The organism is Nostoc foliaceum FACHB-393 (assembly GCF_014698505.1).
Classification (GTDB): Bacteria; Cyanobacteriota; Cyanobacteriia; order Cyanobacteriales; family Nostocaceae; genus Nostoc; species Nostoc foliaceum_A.
Genome location: NZ_JACJTD010000002.1, coordinates 107,661 through 122,596 on the forward strand (window position 1 = coordinate 107,661; position 14,936 = coordinate 122,596).

At 42.7% G+C, this 14,936-nt stretch carries 11 protein-coding genes; 6 read left to right on the plus strand and 5 right to left on the minus strand.

Annotated elements, in window-relative coordinates; all coding sequences use genetic code 11:
• The first annotated feature begins 2 nt into the window (after window positions 1–2).
• Window positions 3–1,658: a sodium:solute symporter family protein gene (locus H6G92_RS02230; RefSeq protein ID WP_190890285.1), complete on the plus strand. Its 1,656-nt coding sequence runs from the start codon at window positions 3–5 to the stop codon at window positions 1,656–1,658.
• A 108-nt stretch (window positions 1,659–1,766) separates the two neighbouring features.
• Here H6G92_RS02230 and H6G92_RS02235 read toward each other — a convergent pair whose 3' ends face one another.
• Both H6G92_RS02235 and H6G92_RS02240 read right to left on the minus strand, forming a co-directional pair.
• Window positions 1,767–2,609 carry a tetratricopeptide repeat protein gene (locus tag H6G92_RS02235; RefSeq protein WP_190890286.1) on the minus strand — a complete coding sequence of 281 codons (843 nt, stop codon included), beginning with the start codon at window positions 2,607–2,609 and terminating at the stop codon, window positions 1,767–1,769.
• 364 nt (window positions 2,610–2,973) lie between these two features.
• Window positions 2,974–3,894 carry a ribonuclease D gene (locus H6G92_RS02240; protein WP_190890287.1) on the minus strand — a complete coding sequence of 307 codons (921 nt, stop codon included), beginning with the start codon at window positions 3,892–3,894 and terminating at the stop codon, window positions 2,974–2,976.
• Between the two features lie 472 nt (window positions 3,895–4,366).
• Between H6G92_RS02240 and H6G92_RS02245 the strand changes: the two genes are divergently transcribed.
• Window positions 4,367–4,840, plus strand: a complete 474-nt coding sequence (locus tag H6G92_RS02245; protein ID WP_190890288.1) for a BON domain-containing protein — start codon at window positions 4,367–4,369, stop codon at window positions 4,838–4,840.
• 370 nt (window positions 4,841–5,210) lie between these two features.
• Here H6G92_RS02245 and H6G92_RS41305 read toward each other — a convergent pair whose 3' ends face one another.
• Window positions 5,211–7,274: an NACHT domain-containing protein gene (locus H6G92_RS41305; protein WP_199344656.1), complete on the minus strand. Its 2,064-nt coding sequence runs from the start codon at window positions 7,272–7,274 to the stop codon at window positions 5,211–5,213.
• Window positions 7,275–7,478: 204 nt separating this feature from the next.
• On the opposite strand from H6G92_RS41305, the gene smc reads away from it, so the two are divergent.
• The 3 genes from smc (at window position 7,479) to H6G92_RS40765 (ending at window position 12,430) form a co-directional block, all read left to right on the plus strand.
• The gene (smc, locus tag H6G92_RS02255) at window positions 7,479–11,129 is read left to right on the plus strand and encodes a chromosome segregation protein SMC (RefSeq protein WP_190890289.1); all 3,651 of its coding nucleotides are present in this window, start codon (window positions 7,479–7,481) and stop codon (window positions 11,127–11,129) included.
• 58 nt (window positions 11,130–11,187) lie between these two features.
• Window positions 11,188–12,186, plus strand: a complete 999-nt coding sequence (locus tag H6G92_RS02260) for a PRC-barrel domain-containing protein (protein WP_190890290.1) — start codon at window positions 11,188–11,190, stop codon at window positions 12,184–12,186.
• A gap of 79 nt (window positions 12,187–12,265) precedes the next feature.
• Window positions 12,266–12,430 carry a hypothetical protein gene (locus H6G92_RS40765; RefSeq protein ID WP_313889928.1) on the plus strand — a complete coding sequence of 55 codons (165 nt, stop codon included), beginning with the start codon at window positions 12,266–12,268 and terminating at the stop codon, window positions 12,428–12,430.
• Between the two features lie 203 nt (window positions 12,431–12,633).
• On the opposite strand, the gene aroB is transcribed toward H6G92_RS40765, so the two are convergent.
• Window positions 12,634–13,725, minus strand: coding sequence for a 3-dehydroquinate synthase (gene aroB / locus H6G92_RS02270; RefSeq protein WP_190890291.1), 1,092 nt, complete (start codon window positions 13,723–13,725; stop codon window positions 12,634–12,636).
• Between the two features lie 152 nt (window positions 13,726–13,877).
• Between aroB and petL the strand changes: the two genes are divergently transcribed.
• Window positions 13,878–13,973, plus strand: coding sequence for a cytochrome b6-f complex subunit PetL (gene petL / locus H6G92_RS02275; RefSeq protein ID WP_100899295.1), 96 nt, complete (start codon window positions 13,878–13,880; stop codon window positions 13,971–13,973).
• Window positions 13,974–14,037: 64 nt separating this feature from the next.
• On the opposite strand, the gene H6G92_RS02280 is transcribed toward petL, so the two are convergent.
• Window positions 14,038–14,934 carry an EamA family transporter gene (locus tag H6G92_RS02280; protein ID WP_190890292.1) on the minus strand — a complete coding sequence of 299 codons (897 nt, stop codon included), beginning with the start codon at window positions 14,932–14,934 and terminating at the stop codon, window positions 14,038–14,040.
• Window positions 14,935–14,936: the final 2 nt, after the last annotated feature.

Genomic DNA, 14,936 nt, shown 5'->3' on the forward strand with positions numbered 1-14,936 from the left:
CCGTGTCAGTTGAAATTTGGACTATTGTATTAGTTGGACTTTCCTTCCTTGCCTACATTTATATAGGTTGGCAATCACGAGTCGAAAATAGTAAAGACTTCTTTATAGCAGGTCAAGGGATACCTTCAATTGCTAATGGTGCGGCCACCGCCGCCGACTGGATGTCCGCAGCCTCGTTTATTTCAATGGCGGGGCTGATTTCTTTTTTGGGCTACGACGGTTCTATTTATTTAATGGGCTGGACTGGCGGCTATGTGCTGCTGGCATTATTACTGGCTCCTTACCTACGGAAATTTGGTAAGTATACAGTGCCAGATTTCGTAGGCGATCGCTACTACTCTAATATCGCTCGTCTGGTGGCGGTAGTGGCAGCCATTTTCATCTCCCTCACCTACGTTGCTGGACAAATGCGGGGCGTGGGCATTGTTTTTAGCCGCTTCCTACAAGTAGATATCAATACAGGTGTGATCATCGGTATGGTGATCGTCGGCTTTTTCTCTGTGTTGGGGGGGATGAAAGGCATTACCTGGACACAAGTAGCACAGTACTGTGTGTTGATTTTTGCTTACCTGATTCCAGCGATCGCGATCGCCTGGTTTCTCACTGGTAATCCTGTTCCCCAACTAGCATTTACCTTCAGTGATATTGGAGAAAAACTTAATCAAATTCAGGTTGACCTGGGTTTTAAGCAATATACTGAGCCATTTGTGAACAAGTCGATGCTAGATGTGCTGTTCACCACCATTGCTTTGATGGTAGGTACTGCTGGCTTACCCCATATCATTGTCCGTTTTTACACAGTGAAAAGTGTGCGTGCAGCCCGCTTTTCTGCTGGTTGGGCACTACTATTTATTGCCATTCTTTATACAACGGCTCCAGCCCTGTCGATGTTTGCCCGCTACAACCTGATCGATTCCCTGCACAATCATACAGTTGCAGAAGTGCAGCAGCTAGACTGGGCGGCGAAGTGGGAAAAAACTAAACTTTTGGGTTTTGAGGACATAAATAAGGATGGCCGTCTCCAGTTAACTCCAAATAAAGATACTAATGAAATAAAGATTGACCCAGATATCATCGTGCTTTCCACCCCAGAGGTAGCTAACCTCCCTCCGTGGGTGATTGGCTTGGTAGCGGCTGGCGGTTTAGCTGCTGCTTTGTCTACAGCATCAGGTTTATTGTTGGTAATTTCCAGTTCCATCGCCCACGATATCTACTACCGCATCGTAGATTCATCAGCCTCAGAACAAAAACGGGTGTTTGTCGGGCGGATCATGGTAGGTTTTTCCCTCGTCCTCGCCGGCTATTTTGGGGTGAATCCGCCAGGATTTGTTAGTCAGGTGGTGGCTTTTGCCTTTGGTTTAGCTGCTGCTAGTTTCTTCCCGGTGATTTTCCTGGGAATTTTCGACAAACGCACCAATTCTGAAGGTGCGATCGCCGGCATGTTGACGGGTTTAATTTTTACGATCATTTACATTGTTGGCGTCAAGTTTGGAGGTATGCAACCCTGGTTTTTTGGGGTTTCTCCTGAAGGAATTGGTACTTTGGGTATGCTAATTAACTTTGCTGTTACCTTAGTGGTTTCGCGCTTAACACCACCTCCTCCAGCAGAAATTCAAGCGATGGTAGAAGACCTCCGCAGCCCGATTATTGAAGAATAGGGGATTGGGGATTGGGGATTGGGCATTGGGAAAAGACAAGGAAGACAAGGAAGAGACTTGTTCAATAATTCTCCCTTGTCCCCCTTGTCCTCCTTGTCCCCCTGCTCCCTACTGTCCAAGTTCTTTGATATTTTTCATCACTTGTTGGTACAAGTCGTTGTTACCTTGATTTTGAAAAATACTTGCTGCTTGTTCTAAGTCCTTGAGTGCCCCCTGTTTGTCTCCATTGGTAGCGCGGGCATTTCCTCGGTTATTGTAGGCAGGGGCAAAGTTAGGGTTAAGGCGAATGGCTTGATTGTAATCTGCGATCGCACCCTGTGGATCTCCATTGGCAGCACGGGCATTTCCTCGGTTATTGTAGGCGATCGCATATTTGGGGTTGAGGAGAATTGCTTGGTCAAGATCATCTAGTGCGCCTTTTTTGTCCCCATTGGTAGCGCGGGCATTCCCCCGGTTATTGTAGGCTTCGGCATAGTTGGGATTGAGGCGAATCGCTTCACTGTAATCTTTAACTGCTTCTCTGTTACCTCCTAGTGAGGCGCGGGCATTCCCCAGGTTATTATAGGCTTCCGCGTCGTTAGAATTGATACGAAGGGCTTGATTGTAATCTGCGATCGCTTTTTCCTTGTCTCCCAAATCAAAGTAGGCTAATCCCCGCCCGTTGTAAGCAGCGCCATATTGAGAATTTTGATCAATTGCCTTACTATATGAAGCGATCGCAGCTTGTAAATCACCGTTTAAATGCTGATTCTTTCCCTGAAGATAGAATTCCCCACCAATGGAAGCTGTAGCTGAACGACGGCTAGGTTGGCTGACTCCTATTTCTGTCACCAACACATTGTCATTCTTACTACAAGAAATACTGCTAATTGTAGTCAATGTAGTAAAAATAGCTATGGTAAATATTTTATTTACCCTTGTTCGCTTTTGCCCAAATAAACGCCGTCTCATAATTTAATATAAACCGTCATAACGCCTGAACGAAATTAGTAGCAAAATCTAGATTTTAATTCTTGAACTCAATAATTATTCTAACTTTTGATAGAAGTGTAAAATCAAATGACGATTTTACTTGATATTCACTAACTTATTTAATCATTATGTATAGGATAGATGATAAAATATGAAGTATAAAAAATGCCAATTTCGCTTTTTCCTATTGTCATCTCTAAGCTTCTTGACGGGGATTTCTGAACATAAAACTACTGTCGTTCATGTTTTTTAGAATACTTATTGAAAAAATATATTTAAAATATTAAGATTTATTCTAAATAATAACTCCATAAATTCTGACATTTGTAGCCTGATGAACAATTTACTCATCTTCTGTTTCACTCTCTTGAGTTTTGGGAGTTAGTCGCCAAGAAGTAGTTTTGTCAATGTCTACAGAAAGTTGTTCCAAATTTTGCCCTAAATCTTTTTGGAGTTTTTGAGTTAGTGTAATGGGAAAATCTAAATTAATACCTTCACTTTGTGCTAGCCTGGCCAATTCTGTAAAAGTAGCTTTGACTGTAGTACGCTCATAGCTAGTCAGTTTGTAATAAGAAGTTTCAGATATATTCTGAGCCTGCATGGCTTTTTTCATGCGTTCTTGTAAATGCTCAAATTCTGAATTCAACAACTTCCATCGCTGCTCAAGTTGCGAGTATCTGGTACTTAGTGATATTAAGTCTTCCGTTGCGGGGTTGGGGCTAGCTTGGGCTTGTAATCCTAACAAAATTGAGTGGATTTGTGCAAGATAAATACAATCTAAGTAAGCATACTCTATCTGTTCTTCAGTCAAGGGACGTTTTCCCCAATCGCTTTGTTGTTCTTGTTTATCGATATTGTTAAAGCTACAAAGTGCTGTAGCTATAGTTTTGAGTTGGTAGTTGGGTAATGGCAAAAGATAGTAAGGGATTTTTTTTGCCATTTCCAAGGTGCAAGTAATATTTTTGGCTTTCTTGTTACCGAGAAACTTTAGATCATAACTGGCGTTGTGAAAAACTTTTTCAATAGCAGAATTTATCATAATTTCTTCAATAAATTCAGCTATAATATCAGGCTGATCTAGGACATCTAAAAGGTAGACGCGATCGCCACTCATATCTTGAGGATTATCTAATACCTGAATCAGTGATAGTCGGGGATTACGACTTTTATAGTCAGCCACTTCTGTATCTATCCACAGAGTTTTAGTGTTGGTATATTCAGCAACAATGTCACTAATTTCGCTAGCAGAAGTAAGGTAGGGCATTGGCTAATCTTTCCTGATATTTAGGGCGTTGTAAGTAAGCCATAGTTTTCTAAAGTAACATTTTGTTGGTAATTTTGCTGGCACAGTATTGCAAAAACGCTGAGTTTTTGAGTTGCGTAGGTTATAGACATCGCCAAACTAACTTAAATCTGATAACATCGAGTCACCATAATGGGGTGGCATAGTCTACCATTGAGAGAGCTACTGGGCATCTACATAAAATTAATAGAGAGCTACAGGCTGTATACAAAGGCATCCTAGTTAGCAGCCGTCAGAAAAATTGAATTGGCATTTCTTAAAACTGGCAGTAAAATCTTAGCTGCAAGAAATCGTCCAAGTTTCGATTTTCAGTAGCATGAGCTATTGCTTGGGCACTTTTGTTACTCCACCTTTAATTGCTTTTTAACATCTGCTCCTCACCATGACACACACATCAATTAATCGCTTCAATTACTCAATTCGGAGATAGATAATGAAAAAGCTAATTCTATTGCTTGTTAGTGGCATTTTGGTAGTTGGTACTTTTGGCTGCCAAGAAACTCCTCAAGCTAGTTTGGAAACTCCTAGCACTACTAATCAAGCCGCTCAAGCACCAGCAACACCAGCTTCTCAGATAAATCAAACTGCTGATAAAACTACTGCTAAAATTCCAGCAAAAGAAACGACTCCTTTAGCAGCTAGTACAGGCACTAAAGTTAAAACCGATTCTGAAAAAACGGCAGCAACAAAAGCTAAGAGCGATTTAAAAACTGAAGTTAGTGAAAAGTTGAATAAAGGCTTGCCAGACAACAAGTTACAAGTTGAAAATAAAGAGGGTGAAATTATCCTCAAAGGCACAGCGGCTTCTGCTGAAGAACTCCAGAAAGCTGAAACCTTGGCTAAAGAAGTTCAAGGTGTGAAGATGGTGAAAGTGGAGGCAAAAGTTGAAGCTGTGAAAAAGCCATAAAAGAATAACTGAAGCTCTCAGTTAATATCGGCATGAAAACTAAACAGGGGCTTACGCAGATGTAAGTCCTGTTTTTGATTTCCTTAAATAAACGTGATGTGAGTTCTACAAACCTTTCCCTGCCTTGAACTAAAGTTAAAGTCTGTCCCTCTCCAATTCAGAAAAACAGATTTGTGTAGTAAAATCTCTTAGAGGTCTTTTGATGAAGATAATTAGGCAGAAACTATATGAGCCATCAAACTCACGTTAAATAAAAGTAATGATGTGACAGCTTATACTAACTGTAATAACGATTATCTTAAACAAACAAATATGATCGTCCTACGTCTGAGAAAAGAGAATAAAATTGCACTATATGGAATACCCACTATCAAAGTTTGGCGAAATGCTCCCGTAGCAAGTCGTGCTTGAAGCGATAGCGCCCACCTAATTGGATGATAAACCCTCTTTCAGTTGCATAGCCAAGGAATTGAGCATAGTTCCAGGGAATAGAGCCATTCTGCCAGAGAATTAAGCGCAGAACACAATGTTCGATGACAGCACTACCTCCGAAAGTAAATCCAAATACCAAACTTGAACCAAGGCCAGAAATCAGCACTTGGATTGGCTCAATCGTTATTCCTCTAATTAGCCAAATCTGCATAGCAATCATTGTCCAAATAGGAAAATTAATTATAGCAATAATTAAACCATTTTTGGCAGATTTCCAAACACCCTGATTGGGGACTTTTCTATTTTTTATCTCACTTTGCAGCCCACTAATCAGCCCAATAATCAGCCCACTAATCAGCCCAATAATCAGTCCATAAATCAACCCAAAACTCAGCCAAAAACTCAGCCCAATAACAATCATCAGAATAAAAATCAGCCATCCCATTATTTCTTTCCAATTATCTTGCATTTTTAACCAAGATATTTGGAAGGCTTCTTCAGGTTTTATACTTTTATCAAGTCCAAAAGTCAGCCCCATAATCAGCCCCATAATCAGCCCAATAACCAGCCCAAAAATCAGCCCAAAAATCAGCCCATAAATCAGCCCAAAAATCAGCCCGATAATCAGACTATATAGCAATTTTGATAAAAAATTATCTAACAAATACGGCTGCATTTTTTCAATTAAAAACTCTGTCTGCTTGTTATCTTTCAGCTTATTAGCCAACCAAGCTAACCAAAGCTTAGTATCTTTCTTACTTGGCTCTTTTCCTGGTTTATATGACTTGCTTTGTTGGGTTTCATCTAGCTTAACTTTGATGTAAGTATCGAATAGATCATCAAGATAAGACTGACGACAGACTTCAGGAGAACTGAAATTTTGCGATTTTCTAGCTGGAGCTTGTTTATAAGCCTCTACCATAAACTTCAACAGCAGAGGCGACTGTGCCAACTCCAATAAATCAGGGTTTATTTTAATTCCATTCCACAAATCTGAACGATTTGCAAGACTAAAATATGCTTCAATTTGAGATTGATTTAGCGGTTGGACAAATACTGAATTTAGCCCTCGCAGCAGTGTATTACCACTATTGTATTCTTGGGAGCGGCAGCAAACAACTAAATGGAGCGGTTGAGGGTTTTGATTGATAAAACTATTAATAGCATGAATACACTCTACTAGGTCTTCTTTCAATTCATCTAAACCATCAAAAAAAGGCAAGATTTGATTCGTATTGAGCCATTCTTTAGCAATATCTTCAGAGATGCTATACTGATATTTTAGTTGCTCTACTAGCCAATCAGTAATTTTTTGCTTTTTTTGCCAGTTAGTTAGTTCAAAAACCACCGGAATAGGTTTATTTTCATCTACTTCAGCACCCATTATTAATTCTTTTGCTAGTTTCAGCAGCAATGTCGTTTTACCTGAACCTGGTGTACCCAAAATCAATAATTTACCGTCTTCTTGATTAAAAATATCAACAATTTTGCTTTCTGGAGGTAGAGGAGTATTTTGTCCATTTCTTATCCAAGACCAAATTGGTTCAATGATTTTTTTTTGTGCGGTTAATAGGGGATTGACTTGTATGCTTTGATTCCTTGCCTGGGGAGATGGTGACTGATTACCCTGTTGTTCTATATCAAGGGGAATAAAAACTGTGTTGTTGTACAACGATTTTTCCAGCCGCTCCTCAATATCGACTTTCAAAACCTTTAAAAACTTGCTTCGTGAATCTTTAAGCAATTTGGGATCAACTCTGTTAGTAGGTCTTTGTGTCCCACTGTTGCTATTATTCTGAATATGAATAGCTAGCCAGCTAAAATAAGCAAACAGCACTGACATAATCAAAGCTAGCAGCCAGATTACATAATTTGGAATTACATCTTTCCATTTATAGATGTCTGATAATTGATTGAGGAGAAAACTCAGACAATTATTAACAAGTACAGTCAGAAGAGCAATGATAAATAACCAGATTAGCTGCGGGTTACGTGGCTGCATATTTACGACATAGGTACTAGTTAATTACTATACATTACTAATTCAGTCCATTTTCCTCCCTCCTCTGCGTCTCTGTTGCCTCGTGTGGTAGCTTGCCTCAAGCCGCTACGTACCTACGATAATCCCTAATTTCCCCCCTACCCTCTTGCGAATTTTTAATTAGTTGATACACTTGTTCTTCATTAGCCCAGTTAACCAGCGCCTATGGTTCATATCAAGCGCGTGGAACTTACCAACTTCAAATCCTTCGGCGGTACTACCTCAGTCCCTTTGCTGCCGGGGTGTACCGTCATATCTGGGCCAAATGGTTCGGGTAAATCTAATATTTTAGATGCACTTCTGTTTTGTCTAGGACTTTCTAGTTCTAAGGGAATGCGAGCCGATCGCCTGCCAGATTTGGTAAATAACACTCAAACCTCTAAAGGGCGTGCTTCTATTGAGGCTAGCGTCACTGTAACGTTTGATTTGTCGGATGAAATCTCACACAAAGACGCAAAGGTGCAGAGTGAGAAAATAGAGGAAGTAGGGGAAGCAGAGGAAGCAGGGGGAGCAGGGGAAGAAAATCCAAAATCCAAAATCCAAAATCCAAAATCGGGAGAGTGGAGTGTTACTAGAAGGCTGCGAGTCACTCACCAAGGAAGTTACACGTCGAATTACTATATCAATGGTGAAGCTTGCACGCTGACAGAGTTGCATCAGCAACTAAGTAACCTGCGGGTTTATCCTGAAGGCTACAACGTGGTGCTACAAGGGGATGTCACCAGCATTATCTCGATGAATGCGCGGGAACGGCGGGAAATTATTGATGAATTGGCAGGCGTGGCGGCGTTCGATCGCAAAATCACTCAAGCCAAATCAACTTTAGATGAGGTAAAGGAAAAGGAAGATAGCTGTCGGATTATTGAAACGGAATTAACTGCACAGCGCGATCGCCTTTCCCAAGATCGTGCTAAAGCTGAGAAATATCAAAAACTCCGCACAGAATTTCTGGCCAAGCAATCTTGGGAAGCTGTTTTATCATGGCGTTCCTTGCAAGCACAACAAGAAAAGTTAGTTCACGAAATTCAAACAGGCGATCGCAATTCTACTGAACTCACTACCCAACTCACAAACCTCAATTCCGAAATCGTCCAAAAAACTGCTGAACTTGAACAACTCAACGCCCATGTGAAAGCATTAGGTGAAGATGAACTTTTGGCGGTACAATCTACCCTCGCCACCCAAGAAGCAGAACGAAAACAACTCCAGCGTCAGCTAACGGAATTACAAACGACTTCCCAAGAAACCGCCAAACGTCTGCTTCAAACTCAGCAAGAAATTCAAAAACACCGTCATTCCCTAGAAGAAATTGCCAAAACCCAGCTTGTAGAGACGCGATTCATCGCGTCTTCCCAACACCAAAGAAATGAAGCCCACCAAGCCTTAGAAACCTCCCGCGAAGCCGCCGCAGAAATCGCCTCAGCTTCCGAAGCGTGGGTTCAGCAACAAACGGCATTCAACCGTCAAATTGAAACTCTGCTGCACACCCTAGAACCGCAACGCACCGAACAAGCTCAACTCAGGGAACGCAATAATCAGTTACAGCAGTTAATTCAAGAGCAAACCCAGTTAATTGAACGCGACGAACCCCTCTTAGCCCAAAAACAAACTGAGTGCAGTCTAGTTGAAACAGAATTTAACGCCTCTAGCGAACCCATCCAAAATTTAGCCCAAAATCTCTCAGCCACAGAACAAGAATTACAAATCCAACAAGAAACCCAAAAACGCTTACTTTCTGAACAACGGGAAAAACAACGCCAGTTGGATAAAATAGAAGCACAAGCGCAAGCACAGCAAGAAGTCCAAGGAACCCAAGCGAGTAAAGTAATTTTACAATCGGGAATGCCTGGACTTTGTGGCTTAGTTGTGCAGTTAGGAAAGGTGGAACCCCGCCATCAGCTAGCTTTGGAAATGGCTGCCGGTGGACGCTTGGGACATATTGTGGTGGAAGATGATAGTGTAGCCGCAGCGGGTATTGAATTGCTCAAACAGAAGCGTGCAGGGAGGGCGACTTTTTTACCGCTGAATAAAATTCACGCTCCCAAATTTACTCAAGATGCAACGCTGCGTTTTGCTAGCGGTTTCGTTAATTATGCTGTTAACTTAGTCGATTGCGATCGCCGTTACAAAGATGTATTCAGCTATGTTTTCGGTAACACAGTAGTTTTTTCCAGCCTTGAGGCGGCGCGGAAAAATTTAGGACTGTATCGCATCGTCACCTTAGACGGGGAACTTCTGGAAACCAGCGGTGCAATGACTGGTGGTAGCAACAGCAATCGTTCGGCGTTGCGCTTTGGCAATGCGGAAGCGGCGGAATCTGATGAAGCGATCGCTTTAAAAACTCGCTTGGTGGACATTGAGCGGGTTTTAGAGCGTTGTACTGAAGCGATCGTAACTTTGTCAACCAGAACTAAAAAACTGACGCAAGAATTAACAGAAGCGCGTCAGGCGCGGCGCGAACAGCAGTTGCAATTGGAACAGTTGCAAAAAGATATTAAGAATTTGACAACGCAATTAGAGGGGACGCGATCGCAACTCGCCCAAAACAGCGAAAAGTTAGCCACTGCTCAATCCCGTCTGGAAATTTTAGAGCGGGAATTACCGGGACAAGAAACTCAGTTGCAACAATTGCGACACGCTTTAGCAGAGTTGGAAGCATCTCAAACTCCCAGCGAATGGCAGCAAATCCAGGCAACTATTAAAATTCAAGAGCAACAATTGCAACAACGGGAGACAGCGTTACGCGAAGCTGAACAAAGATTAAAAAATTTGGAAAATCAGCAACAACGTTTACAAGAAAAAATCCAAGAAGCAGAAACGCGAATCACCGAATACGAAACCCAACAAACCTCTTGTAGAGACGCGATTCATCGCGTCTTTGCACAAACCACAACGTTAGACGACCAAATCACCCAAACCCGTTTATCGTTAAATCAAATGGAGCAGAGTTTGGGAGAAGAGAAACAAAAACGCGACGCTACAGAACAAGAAGTGCGATCGCATCTTTTGCGCCAGCAACAATTGCAATGGGAAATAGAAAAACTCAAAGAAACCCAAGAGAAGCGCCGAGAGGAACTAATTGCACTGCAAAGCCAGTTGCGGGATGTGGGAGCAGAATTACCAAATCCCTTGCCAGAAGTTCCAGATCAGGTAGATTTGGAAGAATTGCAAAAAGAATTGCGATCGCTTACTAAACGCTTACAGGCAATGGAACCTGTAAATATGCTGGCGTTGGAAGAATACGAACGCACTCAAAACCGCCTCCAAGAACTCACACAAAAATTAGAGACACTAGAAGGGGAGCGCACTGAACTACTTTTGCGGATTGAAAACTTTACCACATTGCGGCAACTTGCTTTTAAAGAAGCTTTCGATGCTGTCAACGAAAACTTTCAATCGATTTTCGCCATTCTTTCAGACGGTGATGGCTATTTACAACTCGAAAATCCTGAAGATCCTTTTAGTAGCGGACTGAATTTAGTCGCGCACCCCAAAGGCAAACCTGTACAGCGCCTAGCTTCCATGTCTGGGGGAGAAAAATCACTCACAGCCTTGAGCTTCATCTTTGCCCTGCAACGCTACCGCCCATCGCCCTTTTATGCCTTTGACGAAGTAGATATGTTCCTAGATGGGGCAAACGTAGAACGATTAGCTAGAATGATTAAACAGCAGTCACAACAAGCGCAATTTATAGTTGTGAGTTTGCGTCGTCCGATGATAGAATCAGCCGAACGCACAATTGGCGTTACTCAAGCACGAGGAGCTTACACTCAAGTTTTGGGGATTAAGTTACAATCATCCAATACATCTGCTTGAATTTTTGTTAATAATAGTGTATATATAAACCGAATTGGAGATCAGGACTCGGTATAGAATGACCTCTGAACAGATAATTAGGCGTTCCGACATATTAAATACCCAGGTGATTACCCGCGATAACGGCAAGCGGTTAGGCATCATCAGTCAAGTCTGGGTTGATATTGATCAACGAGAGGTTGTGGCTCTTGGTTTGCGAGACAGCCTGATCTCTATTTCGGGCATACCGCGCTATATGTACCTCAACAACATCAGCCAGATTGGTGATGTCATCCTGGTTGATAACGAAGATGTAATTGAAGATATCGAAGTTGAATCTCTCAGCAATCTGATTAACTGGGAAGTAATTACAGAAACAGGTGAAGTCTTAGGCAAAGTTCGGGGCTTCAAGTTCAACGGCGAAACAGGGAAGCTCAACTCCATAGTTATTGCTTCTTTAGGATTGCCCCAAATTCCTGATCAGTTTCTGAGTACTTACGAGTTCTCTGTAGATGAAATTGTCAGCACTGGCCCCAATCGCTTGATTGTGTTTGAGGGAGCCGAAGAACGGGTAAACCAGTTGACAGTTGGTTTACTAGAGCGCCTGGGTATCGGCAAAGCACCTTGGGAGCGAGATATAGAAGAAGAATACGGCTATACTCCACCACGCCAAGTTGCACCAGCCAATCAACTGCCTAGTGGAGTGCCATTGCAGCCACCCAGGCAAAAAGTTCGCGCCCCCGAACCTGTAGCGCGGGAAGAAGAATGGACAGAAGACTATGTGGAAGAGGAAAGGCCACAGCGTCAGGTAATGAAGGCGCGGCAGTATGAGTCTATTCAATACGAAGAAGACGAGGAAGAAGATAACTGGAGCGAAGCAACGGGCAACGACAGGTATCAACAACCGCAGCCGCTAAAGTATGAAGCCCAGCCCTATAGCAAAAAGCCATACGTTGATGAATACGATGATTATGACGACGTAGAGGGCGATGCTTGGGAAGATGCGCCGAAGCCCGTGAATATTCCCAAGAAAGTTAAAGAAAGGCAGCCAGAATACGAAGAAGAAGGCGGATATTAGACTATCCCCACCCTCATCCCCTTCCTCGCGCAAGCGAGGAGGGGACTTTTTTTATGAACAAAAGGTGACTATTTTGTGAATGCTGCGTCATTCCAGAGAAGATCGCAGTTGGAGAGAGTACCCTCTACAGTTAGAAATACTGACTCAAAAGCTGGGAACAATGCCAGATTCGGAAGTCAAAGTTAGTGGATTGCGATCGCTTGGTTTAGCCTTGCAAATAACTGGCAATGGCAAGAGTCAATAAATATTAGAGCAAAGTTTAGCGATCGCTGAGAAAATTGCAGCCAAACTTTACTTAAGTTCTATCTTTATCAGCTTAGGCAAAAGTGCCGTTGACTTGCAAGATCCGGAAGCAGCATTGGATTACTTTGAACAGGATCAACGGGTAGCCACCAATCCAGGCGATCAGTTACAAGCACGTTTAGCTCAGTTTCAATTGTAAATTGTTCACATTCCCCGCAACGCTTGCCGAATAATTTCCGATGGCACCTCATCGGTAACTGTCACTACACCAATCTCCGTTGGTAAAACAAACCGCACTTTCCCCGCTTTGACTTTCTTATCTAGTTGCAACGCGTCAATAATTGCTTCAATATCTATCCCAGTTGGTAACTTGGTTGGTAGACCCGTTTTTTGAATTAAAGCGTTTTGACGTTCCGTGTCTTCCTTTTGCCACATTCCCAAATCCACAGCAATTTGTCCGGCTGCTACCATGCCAATGGCCACTGCTTCACCGTGATTTACTAGACGATAACCAGTCAAACTTTCCACTGCATGACCAATGGTATGTCCATAGTTGAGAATTGCCCGCAATCCACCTTCTTTTTCATCTTTGCTAACAACATCAGCTTTAGCTTGACAAGAGCGCGTTAATATGGTATTTATCAAGTCATGCTTTACATAGCGGAGTTGGTCGAGGCGTTTACTTGCTTCCAACTGGGCAAACAATTCGGCATCCCAAATCACACCGTACTTAATAACTTCTGCCATTCCTGCCCGAAACTCTCGCATAGGAAGAGTTTTCAACACTTCTGGATCAATCAAAACCAAGCGTGGTTGATGAAATGCCCCAATCAAGTTTTTACCGTGGGGATGATTCACGCCAGTTTTGCCACCAATTGCGGAATCCACCATCGCCAACAGAGTTGTAGGCACTTGGACAACATTAATGCCGCGCAGCCAAGTTGCGGACGCAAAGCCAGTCATATCGCCAATTACACCTCCGCCCAAAGCCACCATAGTCGAAGAACGTTCTAGGCGGTTTTCTAAGGCGATATCGTAAAGTTTTTGGATGGAATTGAGGGTTTTGTAGCGTTCTCCTGGTGGTAGGGTGCAGCTAGCAACTTCAAATCCAGCAGATGTTAGGGATGTAATTGCTCTTTCCCCAAAATGCTTAAAAATCGTCGGATTAGAAACCAGCAATACCTTCTTGCCTAGCTTCAGACTGGCCATCTGCTGACCCAGTTGATCTAAACTCGAAGGTGCGATCGCAATCTCATAAGACTGCTCTGGTAAATTCACATTAATTACAGAAGTCATTGCCCAATCCCTAACAAGCGCCCGTGGGCTGTATTCTATCGCAATCTGGGGATTGGGGATTGGCGACTGGGGATTGGGGAAAAGTTTTCCAATGCCCAATGCCCAACAACTAATGATTCAATAGATTTAGAAACTATTGTGGAGAAACATAAATGTTTGCAATTGTAGCTTACATCGGCTTTTTAGCTTTGTTCTTTGGTTTGGCTGTCGGTCTGCTGTTCGGTTTGCGGACTGCCAAAATAATTTAACCGAGAGATAGATTCAACCTATCAACCGATGATTGAAGGATGGGCATTCTGTCTGTCCCTCAATTCATAACAAGTTTCGCTTCAAAGTAGTCGAACGATCGCTCAATCGATTAGTTTGTTGTCCCACTAAAACACTCACTAGTACGATCGCTCCTCCAATCAATTGAATTGGTGTTAGCGTTTGATGTAACACCACAAATCCCATCAGTGTTGCAACCACAGGACTCATCAATCCCAAGCAAGAAACCGCTGTTGCTTTTAATCGTTCAATTCCCCGAAACCAAAGCATATAAGCTAACCCAGTTCCCACCAAACCCAAATAGACAAATCCCAATAGGTTTGTCACACTCAGGTTAGTCAACGGTTTTTCAAAAACTAGGGCAATAGGTAAAAGAATCATCCCGCCGATTGCTAATTGCCATGCCGTAAACACCAGCAGAGAAACTGGACGTTTCCAGCGTTTGGTTAATGTCGTTCCTAAGCCCATTGTTACTGCTCCCGCGATCGCAGCGCCAATTCCGATCCAATCAAGACGAGCCGCAGGACTGAGAACCAATAAACCAACGCCAATAAATCCGACAATTGCAGCGATAATTGATCGTTTTGATGCTTGATCGCCCAGTAATAGCCACGAAAATATCACTACCAATAACGGTTGAATTGCTCCCGCAGTTGCTGCTACTCCACCGGGAAGACGATAGGCTGCCACAAATAACAAGGCTTGGAAAATACCAATATTCAACCCTCCCAGCAGCAAAATCCGCCACCACCAAATACCTTTGGGGAGTTGTCGCAAACTTGCGGTTAGAAAAATACCGATGGGTAGCGATCGCAATGCTGCAACTAACAACGGATGATTCGGTGGCAAAAGTTCGGTTGCCACAATGTATGTAGTTCCCCAGATTGCTGGTGCTAAGGCTGTCAGCCAAATATCAAACCTTCCCGCAGTCTTTATCTTCATAA

Coding starts and splice junctions, on each gene's coding strand:
- H6G92_RS02235 (WP_190890286.1), bottom strand. CDS start 2,609: ATGAGACGGCGTTTATTTGGGCAAAAGCGAACAAGGGTAAATAAAATA.
- H6G92_RS02240 (WP_190890287.1), bottom strand. CDS start 3,894: ATGCCCTACCTTACTTCTGCTAGCGAAATTAGTGACATTGTTGCTGAA.
- H6G92_RS02245 (WP_190890288.1), top strand. CDS start 4,367: ATGAAAAAGCTAATTCTATTGCTTGTTAGTGGCATTTTGGTAGTTGGT.
- H6G92_RS41305 (WP_199344656.1), bottom strand. CDS start 7,274: ATGCAGCCACGTAACCCGCAGCTAATCTGGTTATTTATCATTGCTCTT.
- smc (WP_190890289.1), top strand. CDS start 7,479: ATGGTTCATATCAAGCGCGTGGAACTTACCAACTTCAAATCCTTCGGC.
- H6G92_RS02260 (WP_190890290.1), top strand. CDS start 11,188: ATGACCTCTGAACAGATAATTAGGCGTTCCGACATATTAAATACCCAG.
- H6G92_RS40765 (WP_313889928.1), top strand. CDS start 12,266: ATGCTGCGTCATTCCAGAGAAGATCGCAGTTGGAGAGAGTACCCTCTA.
- aroB (WP_190890291.1), bottom strand. CDS start 13,725: ATGACTTCTGTAATTAATGTGAATTTACCAGAGCAGTCTTATGAGATT.
- petL (WP_100899295.1), top strand. CDS start 13,878: ATGTTTGCAATTGTAGCTTACATCGGCTTTTTAGCTTTGTTCTTTGGT.
- H6G92_RS02280 (WP_190890292.1), bottom strand. CDS start 14,934: ATGAAGATAAAGACTGCGGGAAGGTTTGATATTTGGCTGACAGCCTTA.